The following is a 15,508-nucleotide window of genomic DNA, read 5'->3' on the forward strand; positions in this document are numbered from 1 at the left end:
CATGCTTATGATTTGATGGCGGCGCCGGCTCATTTGAAGTGGCGCCGGCGCCGCACCTTCCACGACGGTGGATCACCTCGAAGAGGATGGACCGAATGACTCAGCAATCACCGGACTACGAGCCGAACGAAGCAAACGCGGTTCCGCCGACCCCCGCAGCTCGGCCGGCCCAGGGCACCCCGGCCCAAGGCGTGCAGGTTCCGGACGGACCTGGCCAGGCTCCGGGCCCGCGCGCCACACCAACTGCACCGATTCCGACAGAGGACCGGCATGTGACGCGCGCAGGAATGGTCTGGGCCGCCGTCGCCACCGCGTTGGCGGTGATGGTCCTCCTGATCATCTTTATCCTGCAGAACCAGGACTATGTGCAGGTCAGATATTTCGGGCTGGAGGGCGCCGTTCCGCTGGGAATTGCACTCTTCATAGCGGCTGTGGGCGGCGGGGTGCTTGTGGCAGTTGCCGGCGCAGCCAGAATCATCCAGCTGCGCGCCGCGGCCCATCGACGCCGAGTGCTTGCGCAACGGGTCCGCTAGGCAAGGCGCAGCCGTCCACCATGAGAGCGGCGGGGCCGCGTCACCCGTGATCGACGCCGGGGTGCCCCTCCGGCGTGTCATCCATCTCAGCGATGTCGGGCTCGATCGTTGCGGCCAGGTCACCGGCGATGGAATCCCGTGCTGCCTCGTCTGCCGGCCGTGACGTGCCGTCGTCGCCGCGCGCGCTGCCGTCTTCGTCTGGAATCTCAGTCATGTGCCCAAGCTAGCCCCGGACGTCCTTCTTGTCGACGGGGCACTCCTCCCCGGCCCGCCACCCCGGCAGGCACAATGCCGTCAGCGTTCCAGCAGTTCCTTGAGGTTTCCCAGTACCATTTCCCAGAGTTTCGCGGACTCTTCCACCTCGGAATCGCTCTTGTTGTTTCCCTGCCTGATCGTGACCTGCGTTCCCGCCGGCGTCTCATCCAGCCGGTACTCAACAGTGTGGTAGTTTTCCGGCACGTCCGGCAGCCCCGACAGCGGGCTGTAATGGGTGATGCGGAGCAGCTCCCCGGGCCGGTTTTCGAGGACTATGCCCTTGTCCTCATAGCTCTTGCCTTTCCACTCCCCCGCGAACGTCACGGGGTCACCTTCCCGCCAGGTAGTGGTCAGGTTGGTGCCGAGGAAATATTGTTTGACGATCCCGGGATCGGTCAGCGCCTCCCACACCGCGCTCCCCGGGGCCGTCACAAGCACCGTGGCTTCAGCGTCCTTGATCTGCTCATTCATGTGTAGTCCTCCTCCGCACGACAATACGCGCGAGCATCCGTCCTGTTAAGGGAACAGGACGGCTAAGGGAACAGGACGGCTAAGGGAACACGACGACGGCCCGGCACCGTTGGGGGCGGTATCGGGCCGTCGGATGGAAGCGGTCAAGCTGGATGCGGTCAGGTCGGAAGTGGTCAGGCGTACGGCAGGACGAGTCCCGCGTAGCGCTCCTTCATGGTTGCCAGGACGCTGTCGCCGTCGGCGTCCCAGATTTCCTGGTTGAAGATTTCCACTTCGATGTCGCCGGTGTAGCCGGCGTCCCGGACCCAGGTGCCGATGGTCGCGAAGTCAATAACGCCGTCGCCCATCATGCCCCGGGACAACAGCGCATCGGCCGCGATGGGCAGGTTGAAGTCGCACACCTGGTAGGAGGCAATACGGTTCTCCCTGCCGGCCCGTTCGATCTGCGCCTTCAGTTCCGGATCCCACCAGACGTGGAAGGTGTCGACGGCGACGCCGACCGCCTTCGCGTCGTACGGTGCCGCCAGGTCCAGCGCCTGGCCGAGCGTGGAGATCAGGGCGCGGTCCGCGGCGTACATGGGGTGCAGCGGCTCCAGCACCAGCCGGACGCCATTCTCGACGGCGAAGGGAACCAGGTCCGCGAGGCGGTCAGCGACGCGCTGGCGGGCAGCCACCACGTCCTTCTCCCCCGGCGCAAGGCCGCCGACCACCAGGAACAGCTCGTGGGTGTCCAACGCCACGGCTTCGAGGATCGCGGCGCGGTTGTCGGCGAGCGCAGCAGCCTGCCCCTCGGCGTCAACTGCCGTCAGGAAGCCGCCACGGCACAGCGATGAGACGCGCAGGCCGGCGTCCCTGATGAGCTTGGCCGCCTTGTCGACGCCGACCTCGTGCACGCGGTCACGCCACGGGCCGATCGCGGGGATGCCGGCCCGGGCGCAACCGTCAACGGCCTCCGCCAGGGTCCACTTCTTGGTGGTGGCGCTGTTGAGGGAAAGCCTTCCGAAGTCGGCACCTGAGAAGTCGCTCATACTCCCACTCCGTTGATCCGCAGGTAGTCCGACATCCGGAACGCGGCCAGGGCCGGGTCCTTCAACAGCCCGGCCTGGTCTGCCAGCTCGAAGGTCCTCGCCAGATGCACCACGGAGCGGCCCGAGTGCAGCCCGCCGACCATCTGGAAGCCCGGCTGCTTCCCGTTGAGCCAGGACATGAACGCGATCCCGGTCTTGTAGTAAAACGTGGGGGCGCTAAAGATGTGCTTGCCCAGCTCCCGGGTGGAGTCCAGGATGGCACGGGCTTTGACGGCGTCGCCGGCGTCGTAGCTTTGCAGCGCTGCCGAGGCCGCCGGATAGATGGCGGCGAAGATGCCCAGCAGGGCGTCCGAATGGCGGGTGCCGTCGCCGTCGATCAGTTCCGGGTAGTTGAAGTCGTCGCCCGTGTAGAGGCGGACGCCCTCGGGGAGGTTGGCGCGGAGTGCGACTTCATGGCTCGCGTCCAGGAGCGAGACCTTGACGCCGTCCACCTTGTCCGAATGTTCGCGGATCAGGGACAGGAACGTATCGGTGGCCGTGGTGACGTCGTCGGAGCCCCAGTAGCCGGCCAGGGCAGGATCAAACATGGTTCCGAGCCAGTGCAGGATGACGGGCTGGTCAACTTCCCGCAGGAGGGTCGAGTAAACATGCAAGTAGTCGTCTGCTCCGCCGGCCACCTTCGCCAGGGCACGGGAGGCCATGAGGATCACCTTGGGGCCGGCTTCGGACACGACGGCGATCTGCTCGCGGTAGGCGTCGATGACGGCCTGGATGCCCGCAGCGCCCGGCGGCAGGGCGGCCGGATCCAGTTGGTCGGTACCGGCGCCGCAGGACACCAGGTCGCGGACGGACTTGCCGGCCGTGGCGGCGCTGCGCGAGGAGACCACTGACGCGGCCTCTGCGCCGGTGCGCTTGATGAGCTGCTGGGTCGCTGCCCAGTCAAGGCCCATGCCACGCTGTGCCGTGTCCATCGCATCGGCAACGCCGAGGCCGTAGGACCACAGCTCGTGCCGGTAGGCCAGCGTGGCATCCCAGTCGAGCTGCGCCGGGGCGCCCGGGGTGTTGTCCGCGGTGACTTCCGGGATGACGTGGGCCGCTGCATAGGCGTGGCGCGAGGTGATGGGCGCGGCGGGCCGGGACCAAGCCGGGGCGGACTGGAGCCGGTATTCGCGGGTTCCGCCGTCGTGGGTGGGTAGGATCAGTGATGTCATCAGAGCGAGATCTCCGGGATGTCGATGGTGCGGCGTTCGTCGTTGGACTGCAGGCCGAGCTCGGCGAGCTGGACGCCGCGGGCGGCGGAGAGCAGGCCGAAACGGTGTTCGCGGCCGGCGACGACGTCCCGCAGGAATTCTTCCCACTGCAGCTTGAAGCCGTTGTCCAGTTCGGCGTTGGCGGGGACTTCCTGCCACTGGCTGCGGAACGATTCCGTGACGGGCAGGTCCGGGTTCCAGACCGGCTTGGGAGTGTGTGCACGCTGCTGGGCGACGCACTTGTTCAGGCCGGCGACGGCGGAACCGTGGGTGCCGTCGATCTGGAACTCAACAAGTTCGTCGCGGTAGACGCGGACGGCCCAGGAGGAGTTGATCTGGCCGATGACGGGCTCGCCCGCGGGGGTTTCGAGTTCGAAGATGCCGTAGGAGGCGTCGTCGGCCGTGGCCTTGTATTCCTTGCCGGCCTCGTCCCAGCGGGCCGGAATGTGGGTAGCGGTCTTGGCGTTGACGCTCTTGACCTTGCCGATGATGCCTTCGAGGACGTAGTTCCAGTGGCAGAACATGTCGGTGGTCATGCCGCCGCCGTCTTCCTTGCGGTAGTTCCAGGACGGGCGCTGAGCTGCCTGAATGTCACCTTCGAAGACCCAGTAGCCGAATTCTCCGCGGATGGACAGGATGCGGCCGAAAAAGCCTTCATCCACGAGGCGGCGCAGCTTGACCAGGCCGGGCAGGTACAGCTTGTCGTGCACGACACCGGCAGTGACACCGGCTTCCTTCCCGATCCGGGCCAGTTCGATGGCCTCTTCGAGGGTTTCGGCCGTGGGCTTTTCGGTGAAGATGTGCTTGCCGGCGCGCATGGCCTTCTTCAGCGTCGCTGCCCGGAGGTTGGTCATGGATGCATCAAAGACAATGTCCACCGTAGGGTCGTTGATGACGGCGTCCAGGTCGGTGGACCACTCGGAGACCTTGTGCAGCTCGGCGAGCTCCCGGATCTTCGCTTCATTGCGACCGACCAGGATCGGTTCGACCTGGACCTTGGTGCCGTCCTCGAGGGTGAAGCCTCCGGCGTCGCGGATGGGGAGGATGGAGCGCAGCAGGTGCTGGCGGTAGCCCATCCGGCCGGTAATGCCGTTCATGGCGATACGGATCGTCTTTGTTTCGAAGCCCATGTGTCCTCCACAGTTCGTAATCTCATCAGGCGTTGGGAAAGCGCGTTCCCACTGCATTTATGATGCATCTTCCGGCGCCGCATGGCAAGCGCTTTCCCGAAAGTCGTTCAAACTGCCATAATGGCCACTACGCGTACGTTGGCTGAACAGGAGAAACCGGTGGCTGCAAGTACCCTCACCGAGGTGGCACGACTGGCCGGGGTCTCACCGGCTACTGCATCACGCGTCCTCAACGGTTCCGCCCGCAAACCCGGCCCGGGAGTTTCCGAGCGGGTCCGGCAGGCGGCAGAAGCCCTCGGCTACATCCCCAACGCCCAGGCCCAGGCGCTCGCGAAGTCCAGCTCCGGACTCGTGGGCCTGATTGTGCACGACATCGCCGATCCGTATTTTTCGGCCATTGCCCGCGGGGTGCAGGAAGTGGCCCGCGAGCAGCACAAGATGGTGCTGCTGGCCACCACGGGGGGCACGCCGGCCGATGAGAAGGAAGCAGTAGCCGCATTTGCGGCCAGACGGGCCGACGCCATTGTCATTGCCGGCTCACGGTCCAGCCGGCCGGAGGACGCAGAGGGCAATGCCGAGCTGGCCGCCGAACTGGACCGCTACTGCCGCAACGGCGGGCATGTTGGTGTGGTGGGCCAGGCCATCGTCGGAGCCGGCGCGCTGGACGGATATCACTTGGTGGAAGTGCCGAACGAAGAACTTGCTGCGGAACTCGCCGGAAAGCTGGCGGCAAGCCACTCGGGCGACTTCGTGGTCATCGGCGGACCCGAGGGACTCATCACCTCAGATGACCGGATCCGGGGCTTCCAGTCCGGCCTTGCCGCGGCCGGCCGCCCCGCAGCTGAAGTCCTCCGGGCATCCTTCAACCGCGCCGGCGGCTACGACGCCGGCCTCGCGCTGGCCGAACGCTTGAGGAATGCACGGCAAACCGAACCAGCGACCGAGGGCGCAAGGCCCGACCTGTGCATCTTCGCCGCGAACGACGTCATGGCAATCGGCGCCACGGCAGCGCTCCGTGCCCAGGGATTCAGGATTCCCCGCGACGCCCTGATCGCCGGGTTCGACGACATCGAAACCCTGCGGGACTTCCGCCCGGGACTCTCAACCGTCCGCCTTCCGCTGGAGGAAATCGGCCGCCTGGCCACCCTGAGCACCGCGGGGCCCGGTCCCGACGGTACCGAAGGACACCACGACGACGGTCCGGCTGTCACGGGTCAGGTGACGCTCAGGCGGAGCACCGAGTGGACCGCCTGAGCGGCGGTCCCGCGATGCCGGCCGGCCTCAGCGCCATCCCGGCCCGCCAGCCTTCTGCCCGGAGGCCCCCGGCGATGCTGGTCCTTCCGGGCGGTGGCTACGAACACCACGCCGACCACGAAGCCGAACCGGTGGCTGAATGGCTGGCGTCGCTGGGCATCCACGCCTTCGTGCTCCGGTATCGGGTGGCTCCGCACCGCCACCCGGCCCCGCTGGCGGACGCGAAGGCCGCCCTGGCCTGGATCAGGCGGGGCAGCCACGGACTCCCGGTGGAGAGCTCGCGCGTGGGGGTGCTGGGATTCTCCGCGGGCGGCCACCTGGCTGCCACCCTGGCCTCGGGCCTTTCCGCCGGAGACGACGCTCTCGACCTGCCGGAGTCCCGGCCGGACCTCGCCGTCCTCTGCTACCCCGTCGTGTCCTTCCAGGCGTCCGTCCACCAGGGCAGCATCAACAACCTGCTCGGCGGCTCACCGCCCGGTGGCCTCCTGGAAGAGCTCTCCGCCGAGCTGACCGTCACGGGCCGCACTCCCCCGGCCTTCATCTGGCACACGTCTGACGACGAAGCCGTCGATGTGGAACACAGCCTGCTCTATGCCCTGGCGCTGCGCCGGGCAGCCGTCCCTGCGGAGTTGCATATCTTTCCGCACGGCCGCCACGGTCTGGGTCTCGCTGACGGGGTGGCCGGGGTCGAGCGATGGACGGAACTCTGTGCCACCTGGCTCGCCGGACATGGCTGGTGCCCGTGACCGCAGCGCCCGTGACTACAGCGCCGGCCGACTGGCCCGACGTCGAACGCCTCTTCGGAGTACGCGGTGAGCCGTCGCGCTGCTGGTGCAGGTTCTTCGCCCTGACGGGTGCCGGATGGAATGACTCCACGCCCGGGGACCGGAAGAAACAGTTGCGGGCAAGGTTCGACGCCGATGCCCCGGCACCGGGGGTCCTCGCCTTCCGGGACGGACAGCCGGTGGGCTGGTGTGCGGTTGAACCGCGCGACTGCTACGCGCGTATCCTGCGTTCGCAGGTATTCAAGGCGGCCGGACCGGCCGTGCACAGCCAGCCGGAGGACGGTCCCGAGGGGTCTATTTGGTCGGTGACCTGTTTCGTCGTCGCACCGGGGCACCGCCGCAGCGGCGTGGCTGCAGCACTGCTTCGCGCCGCCGTCGGACATGCCATAGGTCATGGCGCCGGCAGTGTGGAAGGCTACCCGGTGGATCCGGTGCTGCGCCCCAAAGCCGGCCCGGCGGACCTGTACCAGGGAACGTTGAAGCTGTTCCTCGACGCCGGCTTCGAGGTGGTCAGCGATGCGGTACCCGGCCGGGCAGTGGTCAGGCTCGCCGTTCGAGCATGAGATCTTGCCGGTCCCGAAAGTCTAGGGTCCCGGCCTCAACCCCTGTGGTGCGGCCAGGACGGAACGCAGGGCACTTCCGGCTGCTCCCAGGAGGGCGGCCGACTGGCCGAGTTCCGAGATTGCCACACTGGCCGGGCCTACGACGCCAGGCGCATAGTCGGCCAGGCTCCGGACCACGGCGGGTGCGATCCACGGTCCCATCCGGGTGAAATGGCCGCCGAGGACCACGGCGGAGAGGTCCATCAACCGGGCAGTGGACGCCGCGGCGATCCCGAGGTAGTGGCCGGCGCGCGACACTGCGGAAATGGCGGCCGCGTTTCCGGCTTCAAGCAGTGCGGTGAGTTGTTCGAGCCGCGCGGAGGCGGTCCCGTCGGGAATGCCGGCCTCAGCGAAGATGGCCTCCTGGCCCGCGAAAGTTTCCAGGCAGCCGCGGCCGCCGCACGAACAGTCCGGTCCCGAAGGATCCACCACCACGTGGCCTACTTCGCCGGCCTGCCCGCGGGGACCCGCAAAGAGCCGTGAGCCGATGACGAGGCCGCCGCCGACGCCCACTTCGCCGGAGACAAAGAGGTAGTCCTGGAAATCCACGCCGTGTCCGTACCAGAGCTCGGCCAGCGCAGCGCAGTTTGCCTCGTTATGCAGGAGAGTGCCCTGTGGCGCCCCCGGCAGCAACCCGTGCAGCTCAAGGACAACCCCGTGCCATTTAAGGTTGGGGGCGCTGGAAACAGTTCCGGATCCGGTGTCCACAAGGCCGGGAACAGCCAGTCCCCCGCCAAGGATTTCGATTCCGGCTGCGGAGGCCTCTGAGGCAACATCAGTGACGAGTCCCGCCAGCAGGGCCATCACGGATTGGGGTGATTTGCCGCGGTTGCCGCTTTCCAGTGTCCTGTGGATCCGCAGGGTCCCGCCAAGGTCAAGGAGCCCGGCCGAAATGTAGTCGACATTGATTTCCATGCCCACCACGCCGCGACAGGTGCTGAGCTCAAGGCCCACGCCAGGGCGGCCGCGTTCACCGTCCCGGGCAGCACCGGATTCCGCCACCAGTCCGGCGTCCACGAGCTCGGCGACGAGGCTGGACACGGAGGCCTTGGTCAGGCCGGTCCGGGCGGCCAGGTCGGCGCGGGTAGGGCGTACGTCCGGATCAGTGCGTGGCTCCGCCAGGGACGCCAGGATGCGCACCAGGTTTCCGCGCCGGACATCCTCGACACGCCCGGGGGCAGGACGCCCCGCACCGCCGTCGGTATTTTTTCCGAGTGACATTTCCGCCGCCTTCATCATTGACCTTAGTCAATCATGATGCATATAGTTCAGATTGAAAACTAATTGATCAACAGCCGCTGCGGCGGTGGACGCAATCTGAACCCAAACCTCCAAATTTCTGAACCAAGGACGCTTCATGACTCTCTCACCCTCCCCCGTTGACAAGTTCACTTTCGGCCTTTGGACCGTCGGCTGGACCGGCGCCGATCCGTTCGGCGTCGCCACCCGCCCGGCCCTGGACCCCGTCGAGGCCGTCCACAAGCTCAGCGAACTCGGCGCATACGGCATCACCTTCCACGACAACGATCTGGTCCCGTTCGACGCCACAGCCTCCGAGCGCGAACTGATCCTGAAGAACTTCAAGGCAGCCTTGGCAGAGACCGGCCTGAAGACACCAATGGTGACCACCAATCTGTTCAGCCACCCGGTCTTCAAGGACGGCGGCTTCACTTCCAACGACCGTTCCGTCCGCCGTTTCGCGCTCAGCAAGGTCCTTCAGAACATCGACCTCGCCGCCGAGCTGGGTGCAGAAACCTTCGTCATGTGGGGCGGACGCGAAGGCAGCGAGTACGACGGTTCCAAGGACCTCTCCGCTGCCCTGGACCGGATGAAGGAAGGCGTGGACACGGCCGCGGCGTACATCAAGGACAAGGGCTACGGCCTGCGGATCGCCCTGGAGCCCAAGCCCAACGAGCCCCGTGGCGACATCTTCCTGCCCACCGTCGGCCACGGACTGGCCTTCATCGCCCAGCTCGAACACGGCGACATCGTGGGGCTCAACCCGGAAACCGGCCACGAGCAGATGGCGGGACTGAACTTCACCCACGGCATCGCCCAGGCGCTGTGGGCCGGGAAGCTCTTCCACATCGACCTGAACGGACAGCGCGGTATCAAATACGACCAGGATCTCGTCTTCGGCCACGGCGACCTCACCAGCGCCTTCTTCACCGTGGACCTCCTCGAAAATGGCTTCCCTAACGGCGGCCCCAAGTACGACGGCCCGCGCCACTTCGACTACAAGCCCTCCCGCACCGACGGCTATGACGGCGTCTGGGAATCCGCGAAGTCCAACATGTCGATGTACCTGCTCCTGAAGGAGCGAGCCCTGGCCTTCCGCGCCGACCCGGATGTCCAGGACGCGCTGGCCACCTCCGGCGTCTTCGAACTCGGCGAGCCCACGCTCGCCGCCGGGGAGACCGCCGCGGAGCTTCTCGCTGACGCGTCCGCTTTCGCGGAGTTCGACGCCGATGCGGCCGCGCAGCGATCGTTCGCGTTCGTCCGGCTCAACCAGCTGGCCATCGAGCACCTGCTCGGCGCACGCTAAGCCAAGCTCCCACACCCAACAAACACCCGCTGCCGCCGGATCCGGACTCCCGGGTCCGGCGGCAGAGCCCTCCAGAAAGAACCCGACATGCCGCTGGTAGCAGGAATCGACAGTTCCACGCAGTCATGCAAAGTGGTGATCCGTGACGCAGCCACCGGTGAGCTGGTCCGCCAGGGCCGCGCCGCCCACCCCGACGGAAGCGAGATCCACCCGGACCACTGGTGGAACGCCCTGCAGGAAGCCATCGCCCAGGCTGGCGGCCTCGATGACGTTGCCGCCGTCTCAGTCGGCGGCCAGCAGCACGGCATGGTCTGCCTGGATGCCTCCGGTGCGGTGGTCCGGCCGGCCCTTCTGTGGAACGACACGCGCTCCGCCGGGGATGCGGAACAACTCATCGCAGATGCCGGCGAAGGCGACGCCCGGGCCGGCGCCGATTTCTGGGCGCAGGCGACGGGGACGGTCCCGGTGGCATCACTGACCATCACCAAGCTTCGCTGGCTGGCCCGCAACGAACCGGACAATGCACGCCGCGTCGCGGCCGTCTGCCTGCCGCACGACTGGCTCAGCTGGCGGCTGGCCGGCTACGGCCCGGGAAGCGGCCCCTCCTCGCTGCAGCACCTTCGCACGGACAGGTCGGACGCGTCCGGCACAGGATACTTTTCCACTGCGTCGGGAACCTATCTCCCGGAAGTCCTCGAACAGGTGCTGGGCCACGTCCCGATACTTCCCGCCGTCGCCGGCTCGCTCGAGGCCGCGGGCAGAATGCCGGCCGGCGCGCTCATCGGCCCCGGTGCCGGCGACAATGCGGCGGCAGCCCTCGGCGTGGACGCGCGTCCGGGCGACGTTGTGGTGTCACTGGGGACATCGGGAACGGTTTTCGCCGTTTCGGAGACCCCGTCCGCGGATGCCACCGGACTCGTTGCAGGATTTGCCGACGCCACCGGCAACTTCCTCCCGCTGGCCTGCACCCTGAACGCCACCCGGATCTTCGATTCCACGGCCGCGCTGCTGGGCGTGACGCTGGCGGGACTCACCGAACTGGCCCTTGCCGCCCCGGCCGGTTCCGGCGGCCTCACGCTTGTTCCGTACTTCGAAGGCGAGCGCACGCCCAACCTGCCGGACGCCACAGGCTCCCTCCACGGGGCCACCCTGGCCAGCTATACCCGGGACAACCTGGCCCGGGCCGCGATCGAGGGCGTGGTCTGCTCCCTTGCGGACGGCCTGGCCGCCTTGCAGGCCCAGGGAGTCAGGGCCGGCCGGATCATCCTGGTGGGAGGCGGGGCCCAGTCAGCGGCCGTGCAGCAGATTGCTGCGTCCGTCTTCGGACTCCCCGTGGTAGTGCCCGAGCCAGGGGAATACGTGGCCGACGGCGCCGCCCGTCAGGCGGCGGCCGTCCTTACAGGTCAATGGCCGCAATGGGGTTCTGGTGGCACCGAAATAAACGCAGCAGACGGCGGTGCGCCGGAGGTCCTTGACCAGTACCGGCGGTACGCCGGGACCTACCTCACCAGCTGAGTTCTGCCTCAACGACTGATTGCGCGGACGGTCCAGCTGGCCTCGTGGGACTCCCCCGGGGCCAGCCGGACCACGTCGGTTCCGCTGTTGAAGGCGTCAGGCGGGCACGTCATGGGTTCAACTGCGAGGCCCAGGCGGGACGGCCCTGCGGGCTTGTCGGCCGTATGGATCTGCAGCCACGGCCACGCAGAATCCCACTCCAGCTCGACGCCGGTGCCGGACGGGTCGTAGGCCCGAACGGACGCAAGGCCGTCCCCGTTGTGAATCAGGCCGGTAAAGGCATGGTCGATCTCCACCGCACCCAGGACCCTCTCGGTCCGGAAGTCAAAGGCATGCCCTTCGACGCCGGCCATGCCCGCCGGCAGCAGCCGTTCGGCGGACACCTCCATGAATTCGGTGGCCGGGATCTGCACCGTCCACTCATCCAGCGGGGCGGCTCCGGCGAGGAGGTACGGATGCGGGCACACGCCGTACGGCGCGGCGTCCCCGCCAACATTCTCGGCGCGCACAGTGCTGCGCAGCCCGTCAGCCCGGAGCTCGTATTCGACAGAGATGTCAAGGCGCCCCGGATACGCCTCGCCGGGTTCAATGCGGGTGCCGAGGCGGACAGAGCAAGCGGTGCGCTCCTGGAGCTCCCATAGTGCTCCAAACACCAGGCCGTGCAGGGCGGTCCCCCGGGCCTCCTCATTGACGGTGGACTGGAAATCCTTGCCGTCGAAGCTGTACCGGCCGTCAGCCAGCCGGTTCGGCCACGGGGCGCAGATGACACCGCGGTAGTCCGGAATCCCGCCGTCGGCGCCGAAACCGACCACCAGATCGCGGCCCTCGTGCTGCAGCCCGCGGAGTGCCCCTCCCCGGGCCGTGGCGACAGCGGTGTACGGGCCGAAACTGATCTCATGCTCGGTGGGGTTCATAGGGTGTCCATTTACTGCCGAAGACGGTGTGTTAGCGCTCACTATTCTAATACATCGCCTGTCAGGGCAGGGTAAGGATGACGGGCCCCTCCGCGGTGATCGCCACCGTGTGCTCGCTGTGGGCCGCGCGGCGTCCATTGGCGGACCGCAAGGTCCACTCGTCTTCGTCGTGGTAGTAGTCGTCCTTGCCCCCAAGGATCAGCATGGGCTCGATGGCAATCACCAGCCCTTCCGTCAGCTTGATGCCCCGGCCTGGACGGCCGTCGTTCGGCACGGGAGGCTCGGCGTGCATCGTCCGGCCGATCCCGTGGCCTCCGTGATGGGCCAGCAGGCCGTAACCGGCGCGGCGGGCAACCCCGCCGATTGCATAGGCGAGGTCCCCCATCTTGTTGCCGATCCTGGCCATCTCAATTCCGCGCGCCAGAGCTGCATCGGTGGCGGCAATCAGCTCAAGATCCGCCGGATCCGCTGTGCCGACCACGAAGCTGACGGCGGCATCGCCGCACCAGCCCTCAACGAACGCGCCGCAGTCCACGCTGAGCAGGTCACCGTCCTCAAGGCGGTAGCCGTTCGGGATGCCGTGGACCACGGCGTCATTAACGCTCGTGCAGATGACACCCGGAAAAGGCACCGAGGCCCACCGCGGGCGGTAATTGAGGAACGCCGGGGTGGCGCCAGCCTCGGAAATGGCCTCGGCGGCAAGTTCATCAAGTTCCTTCAGGGAAACACCTACGGCGGCAGCGGCCCTGACAGCGGCCAGCGTGTTGGCCACGACCCGGCCGGCCTCGCGCATCAGTCCTATTTCCTGGGGATTTTTGATCATGGACATGGCTTTCCTCCGGATTCAGCTTGCCTGGTCCCACTCTAGGACTCCGCCGGACCGGCTGGTAAGCGGCTGGCTAGCACTTGGCAGGAGCCGGGCGCGGCGCCAGTAGAGTTGCCACCATGGCGAACGAAGATCTGATAGCCGGGATCCGCAGCCAGCTGAGGGCCGCGGCAGACCCGGTACGGGCGGCCGGAAGCCAGGCCTACATGAAATCGGACATGCCGTCGCTGGGGGTCAGGGTTCCCGAGGTGCGGAAGATCACCCATGCCGCCGCCGCGCAGTGGCCCTGCAGTCCCGTCCAGGAACTGGGCGATACTGTCCTGGCGCTCTGGCGTTCGGCCGCATTCCGGGAAGAGCGGTACGCCGCCATTGACCTGACGGGTTCGCGGCTTGCCAGCGGGCGGCTGGAGCTGCTGCCGGTGTACGAAGAAATTATCCGGACCGGAGCCTGGTGGGATCTCGTGGACGGGGTGGCTCACCGGATGTGCGCACTGCTGCAGGCACACCGTCCGGAGCTCGACCGGATCCTCCGCACGTGGAGCAAGGACCCCGATATGTGGATCCGCAGATCCGCCATCACCGCCCAGCTCGGGGCAAAGGCCGCCACCGATCCGGAGCTGCTCGCCTCCGTCATCGAGGCCAACGTGTCAGATCCGGAGTTCTTCATCCGCAAGGCCATTGGTTGGGCGTTACGCGAGTACGCAAAGACTGATCCGGCCTGGGTCCGGGAGTTTGTTGCCCGCCACGGCACGGATCTCAGCCCCCTCTCCCGCCGCGAGGCCGTCCGGAACCTCCCGGCCGGATGACCGGCGTCAGATGACCGGGCGGGTGGTTACCGGCTCGTCCGGCTTGCTGAACAACTGCTTCGTTTTGGGATCCAGGAAGATCAGGTACAGCGCGAAAAGCAGTGCGATGATGGCCGCGGCGTTGCGCGCCAGGGCCAGGGGAAGGCCAAGGTCCTCCGTCTGCAGGTAGGGGAAGACTTCGAGCTGGTCCGAGATGGCGTAGACCATAAAGAAGGACACGATGAAGTAGAGAGCCTTTACCTGCCAGTCATCCCGGATGCCTGTGACGGCGAACAGCGGGATGAGCCATACAACGTACCAGGACTGGATCATGGGGGCGAGCAGGACCACGGCCGCGAACCCCAGGGTGAGGCGGCGCATCAGGCGGTCGTGGTCGCCGCGGAAGATCTGCCAGGCAACAATCCCGACAGCCAGCAGCTTGCCGGCGTCGTAAACCCATTTGGCCAGTCCCCAACCGTCCAGCCCGAAGGCGTTCGAGATGGAGGCCACCACAAGGCCCAGCAGGCCCACCGGCGCGTACCAGATCCAGATGCTTCCCGGCGCGGACAGTCCGTTCACCCAGCCGAAGCCAAAGCCGTTCACCAGGCTCATGGCGTACAGCATCGCCAGGCTGATGCCGGCAGTGAGTCCCCAGAAAACGAACTTCCGCAGCCAGCCGGCGTTCTTTCCCGCCCACAGAAGTCCGATAAACGGCAGGAACACGATGGTGATCGGCTTGACGGAGATCGACAGCGTCACGAGGACCAGCCCGAGCACCACGCGTTTGGTGGCGCAGTAATAAAGTCCGGCCAGTGCCAGCCCGATCATGAGCGCATCGTTATGGACACTGGCGATGAAGTTGGTCAGGAACAGCGGATTGGCTGCCGTGAGCCACAGTGCGCGGTGCGGATTCACGCCGTGCAGCTCCGCCAGTTTGGGAACATACACAATGCACAGCACCACGCCCACCAGGGCGGCAACGCGGAAGAGCATGATGCTCGCCTCGGGCTGCACGTTGGTGGACCACACCACCAGTTGTTCGATCCACAGGAACAACTGCCCGTAGGGAACGGGTGCCTCGGTCCACATCTTGTCGGCCCCGAGTTGGAAATAGTTGGAGAGTGCCGAAATCCCGTTTTCGTAGGGATTGAAGCCTTCAACCATCAGGCGGCCCTGCCCGATGTAGGCGTAGACGTCACGGCTGAAGAGCGGGACGGAGAACATCATGGGCAGCCCCCACAGTGCCACAGCCTGCAGGGTGGCCTTTCGTGCACCGGCCCCCCAGACGCGGACACGCTGGCCAAGCCGAAGCCAGGCCCGCACCAGGAGCATGCCGCCCACGGCCAGCAGCACGATGGACAGTGCCACCCCTACCGCTTCGGTGCGCATCCAGATGAACAGCGGCAGGCGGCGAAGCTCAGAGACGGGCGCGAGCCAGCCGACGCCCAACGAGCCGATCGCCATGAACATCGAGCCGGCGAACCCCGAGAGGAGCGGCGAGAGGGCGTTGTCCACTTCAGCCGCGGCCGGCTCCGGTGACGGACCGGCAGCCACATTTCCCGCCGCAGGCACACGCGCCGTCATCTCAGGATCGTCCAATCTGTTGTGGGGCATT

The 15,508-nt window shown here is 66.8% G+C and carries 16 protein-coding genes; 7 read left to right on the forward strand and 9 right to left on the reverse strand.

The window, feature by feature from the left end; all coding sequences use genetic code 11:
• The first annotated feature begins 95 nt into the window (after positions 1-95).
• On the forward strand, positions 96-533 hold the full coding sequence (locus AC07YR_RS02975; RefSeq protein WP_494732995.1) for a LapA family protein: 438 nt from the start codon (positions 96-98) through the stop codon (positions 531-533).
• Positions 534-573: 40 nt separating this feature from the next.
• Here the strand turns inward: AC07YR_RS02975 and AC07YR_RS02980 are convergent, their stop codons facing one another.
• From AC07YR_RS02980 to AC07YR_RS03000, 5 genes are all read right to left on the reverse strand, one after another.
• Positions 574-747: a hypothetical protein gene (locus tag AC07YR_RS02980; RefSeq protein WP_156372431.1), complete on the reverse strand. Its 174-nt coding sequence runs from the start codon at positions 745-747 to the stop codon at positions 574-576.
• Positions 748-827: 80 nt separating this feature from the next.
• Positions 828-1,259 carry an SRPBCC family protein gene (locus tag AC07YR_RS02985; RefSeq protein ID WP_436057875.1) on the reverse strand — a complete coding sequence of 144 codons (432 nt, stop codon included), beginning with the start codon at positions 1,257-1,259 and terminating at the stop codon, positions 828-830.
• A 173-nt stretch (positions 1,260-1,432) separates the two neighbouring features.
• Positions 1,433-2,287, reverse strand: coding sequence for a sugar phosphate isomerase/epimerase family protein (locus AC07YR_RS02990; protein ID WP_494732996.1), 855 nt, complete (start codon positions 2,285-2,287; stop codon positions 1,433-1,435).
• Positions 2,284-3,498 carry a dihydrodipicolinate synthase family protein gene (locus tag AC07YR_RS02995; protein ID WP_494732997.1) on the reverse strand — a complete coding sequence of 405 codons (1,215 nt, stop codon included), beginning with the start codon at positions 3,496-3,498 and terminating at the stop codon, positions 2,284-2,286. The genes AC07YR_RS02990 and AC07YR_RS02995 overlap by 4 nt, the downstream gene beginning before the upstream one ends.
• Positions 3,498-4,667 carry a Gfo/Idh/MocA family protein gene (locus AC07YR_RS03000; protein ID WP_494732998.1) on the reverse strand — a complete coding sequence of 390 codons (1,170 nt, stop codon included), beginning with the start codon at positions 4,665-4,667 and terminating at the stop codon, positions 3,498-3,500. Before AC07YR_RS03000 ends, AC07YR_RS02995 begins: the two co-directional genes overlap by 1 nt.
• Positions 4,668-4,826: 159 nt before the next feature.
• On the opposite strand from AC07YR_RS03000, the gene AC07YR_RS03005 reads away from it, so the two are divergent.
• The 3 genes from AC07YR_RS03005 to AC07YR_RS03015 are packed head-to-tail and all read left to right on the forward strand — an operon-like array spanning position 4,827 to position 7,269.
• The gene (locus tag AC07YR_RS03005) at positions 4,827-5,921 is read left to right on the forward strand and encodes a LacI family DNA-binding transcriptional regulator (RefSeq protein WP_494732999.1); all 1,095 of its coding nucleotides are present in this window, start codon (positions 4,827-4,829) and stop codon (positions 5,919-5,921) included.
• 14 nt (positions 5,922-5,935) lie between these two features.
• Positions 5,936-6,667 (forward strand): alpha/beta hydrolase, encoded by a 732-nt coding sequence (locus AC07YR_RS03010; protein WP_436059335.1) that lies wholly within the window; start codon positions 5,936-5,938, stop codon positions 6,665-6,667.
• Positions 6,664-7,269: a GNAT family N-acetyltransferase gene (locus AC07YR_RS03015; RefSeq protein WP_436057879.1), complete on the forward strand. Its 606-nt coding sequence runs from the start codon at positions 6,664-6,666 to the stop codon at positions 7,267-7,269. The genes AC07YR_RS03010 and AC07YR_RS03015 overlap by 4 nt, the downstream gene beginning before the upstream one ends.
• 21 nt (positions 7,270-7,290) lie before the next feature.
• Here the strand turns inward: AC07YR_RS03015 and AC07YR_RS03020 are convergent, their stop codons facing one another.
• Positions 7,291-8,529, reverse strand: a complete 1,239-nt coding sequence (locus tag AC07YR_RS03020; protein ID WP_494733000.1) for an ROK family transcriptional regulator — start codon at positions 8,527-8,529, stop codon at positions 7,291-7,293.
• Between the two features lie 136 nt (positions 8,530-8,665).
• Here AC07YR_RS03020 and xylA point away from each other — a divergent pair, with 136 nt between their 5' ends.
• Together xylA and xylB are read left to right on the forward strand one after the other, a co-directional pair.
• Positions 8,666-9,853, forward strand: a complete 1,188-nt coding sequence (xylA, locus tag AC07YR_RS03025; protein WP_494733001.1) for a xylose isomerase — start codon at positions 8,666-8,668, stop codon at positions 9,851-9,853.
• Positions 9,854-9,940: 87 nt separating this feature from the next.
• Entirely contained in the window at positions 9,941-11,368 is a 1,428-nt protein-coding gene (gene xylB, locus AC07YR_RS03030) for a xylulokinase (protein WP_494733002.1), read from the forward strand.
• Positions 11,369-11,376: 8 nt separating this feature from the next.
• Here the strand turns inward: xylB and AC07YR_RS03035 are convergent, their stop codons facing one another.
• Together AC07YR_RS03035 and map are read right to left on the reverse strand one after the other, a co-directional pair.
• Positions 11,377-12,282, reverse strand: a complete 906-nt coding sequence (locus AC07YR_RS03035) for an aldose 1-epimerase family protein (protein WP_494733003.1) — start codon at positions 12,280-12,282, stop codon at positions 11,377-11,379.
• Positions 12,283-12,343: 61 nt separating this feature from the next.
• Positions 12,344-13,111 (reverse strand): type I methionyl aminopeptidase, encoded by a 768-nt coding sequence (map, locus tag AC07YR_RS03040; protein WP_494733004.1) that lies wholly within the window; start codon positions 13,109-13,111, stop codon positions 12,344-12,346.
• Between the two features lie 116 nt (positions 13,112-13,227).
• On the opposite strand from map, the gene AC07YR_RS03045 reads away from it, so the two are divergent.
• A complete protein-coding gene (locus AC07YR_RS03045) occupies positions 13,228-13,914 on the forward strand; it encodes a DNA alkylation repair protein (protein WP_494733005.1) in 687 nt (228 codons plus the stop codon).
• A 6-nt stretch (positions 13,915-13,920) separates the two neighbouring features.
• Here AC07YR_RS03045 and mptB read toward each other — a convergent pair whose 3' ends face one another.
• Positions 13,921-15,477: a polyprenol phosphomannose-dependent alpha 1,6 mannosyltransferase MptB gene (mptB, locus tag AC07YR_RS03050; RefSeq protein WP_200939388.1), complete on the reverse strand. Its 1,557-nt coding sequence runs from the start codon at positions 15,475-15,477 to the stop codon at positions 13,921-13,923.
• Between the last annotated feature and the right edge of the window lie 31 nt (positions 15,478-15,508).

This window comes from Arthrobacter sp. GW460-12-1-14-TSB2, from assembly GCF_059423525.1.

Bases quoted from the DNA above. Each gene is read 5' to 3' on its own strand.
- AC07YR_RS02975 (WP_494732995.1), top strand. From the start codon at position 96: ATGACTCAGCAATCACCGGACTACGAGCCGAACGAAGCAAACGCGGTT.
- AC07YR_RS02980 (WP_156372431.1), bottom strand. From the start codon at position 747: ATGACTGAGATTCCAGACGAAGACGGCAGCGCGCGCGGCGACGACGGC.
- AC07YR_RS02985 (WP_436057875.1), bottom strand. From the start codon at position 1,259: ATGAATGAGCAGATCAAGGACGCTGAAGCCACGGTGCTTGTGACGGCC.
- AC07YR_RS02990 (WP_494732996.1), bottom strand. From the start codon at position 2,287: ATGAGCGACTTCTCAGGTGCCGACTTCGGAAGGCTTTCCCTCAACAGC.
- AC07YR_RS02995 (WP_494732997.1), bottom strand. From the start codon at position 3,498: ATGACATCACTGATCCTACCCACCCACGACGGCGGAACCCGCGAATAC.
- AC07YR_RS03000 (WP_494732998.1), bottom strand. From the start codon at position 4,667: ATGGGCTTCGAAACAAAGACGATCCGTATCGCCATGAACGGCATTACC.
- AC07YR_RS03010 (WP_436059335.1), top strand. From the start codon at position 5,936: ATGCCGGCCGGCCTCAGCGCCATCCCGGCCCGCCAGCCTTCTGCCCGG.
- AC07YR_RS03020 (WP_494733000.1), bottom strand. From the start codon at position 8,529: ATGTCACTCGGAAAAAATACCGACGGCGGTGCGGGGCGTCCTGCCCCC.
- xylA (WP_494733001.1), top strand. From the start codon at position 8,666: ATGACTCTCTCACCCTCCCCCGTTGACAAGTTCACTTTCGGCCTTTGG.
- xylB (WP_494733002.1), top strand. From the start codon at position 9,941: ATGCCGCTGGTAGCAGGAATCGACAGTTCCACGCAGTCATGCAAAGTG.
- AC07YR_RS03035 (WP_494733003.1), bottom strand. From the start codon at position 12,282: ATGAACCCCACCGAGCATGAGATCAGTTTCGGCCCGTACACCGCTGTC.
- map (WP_494733004.1), bottom strand. From the start codon at position 13,111: ATGTCCATGATCAAAAATCCCCAGGAAATAGGACTGATGCGCGAGGCC.
- AC07YR_RS03045 (WP_494733005.1), top strand. From the start codon at position 13,228: ATGGCGAACGAAGATCTGATAGCCGGGATCCGCAGCCAGCTGAGGGCC.
- mptB (WP_200939388.1), bottom strand. From the start codon at position 15,477: ATGACGGCGCGTGTGCCTGCGGCGGGAAATGTGGCTGCCGGTCCGTCA.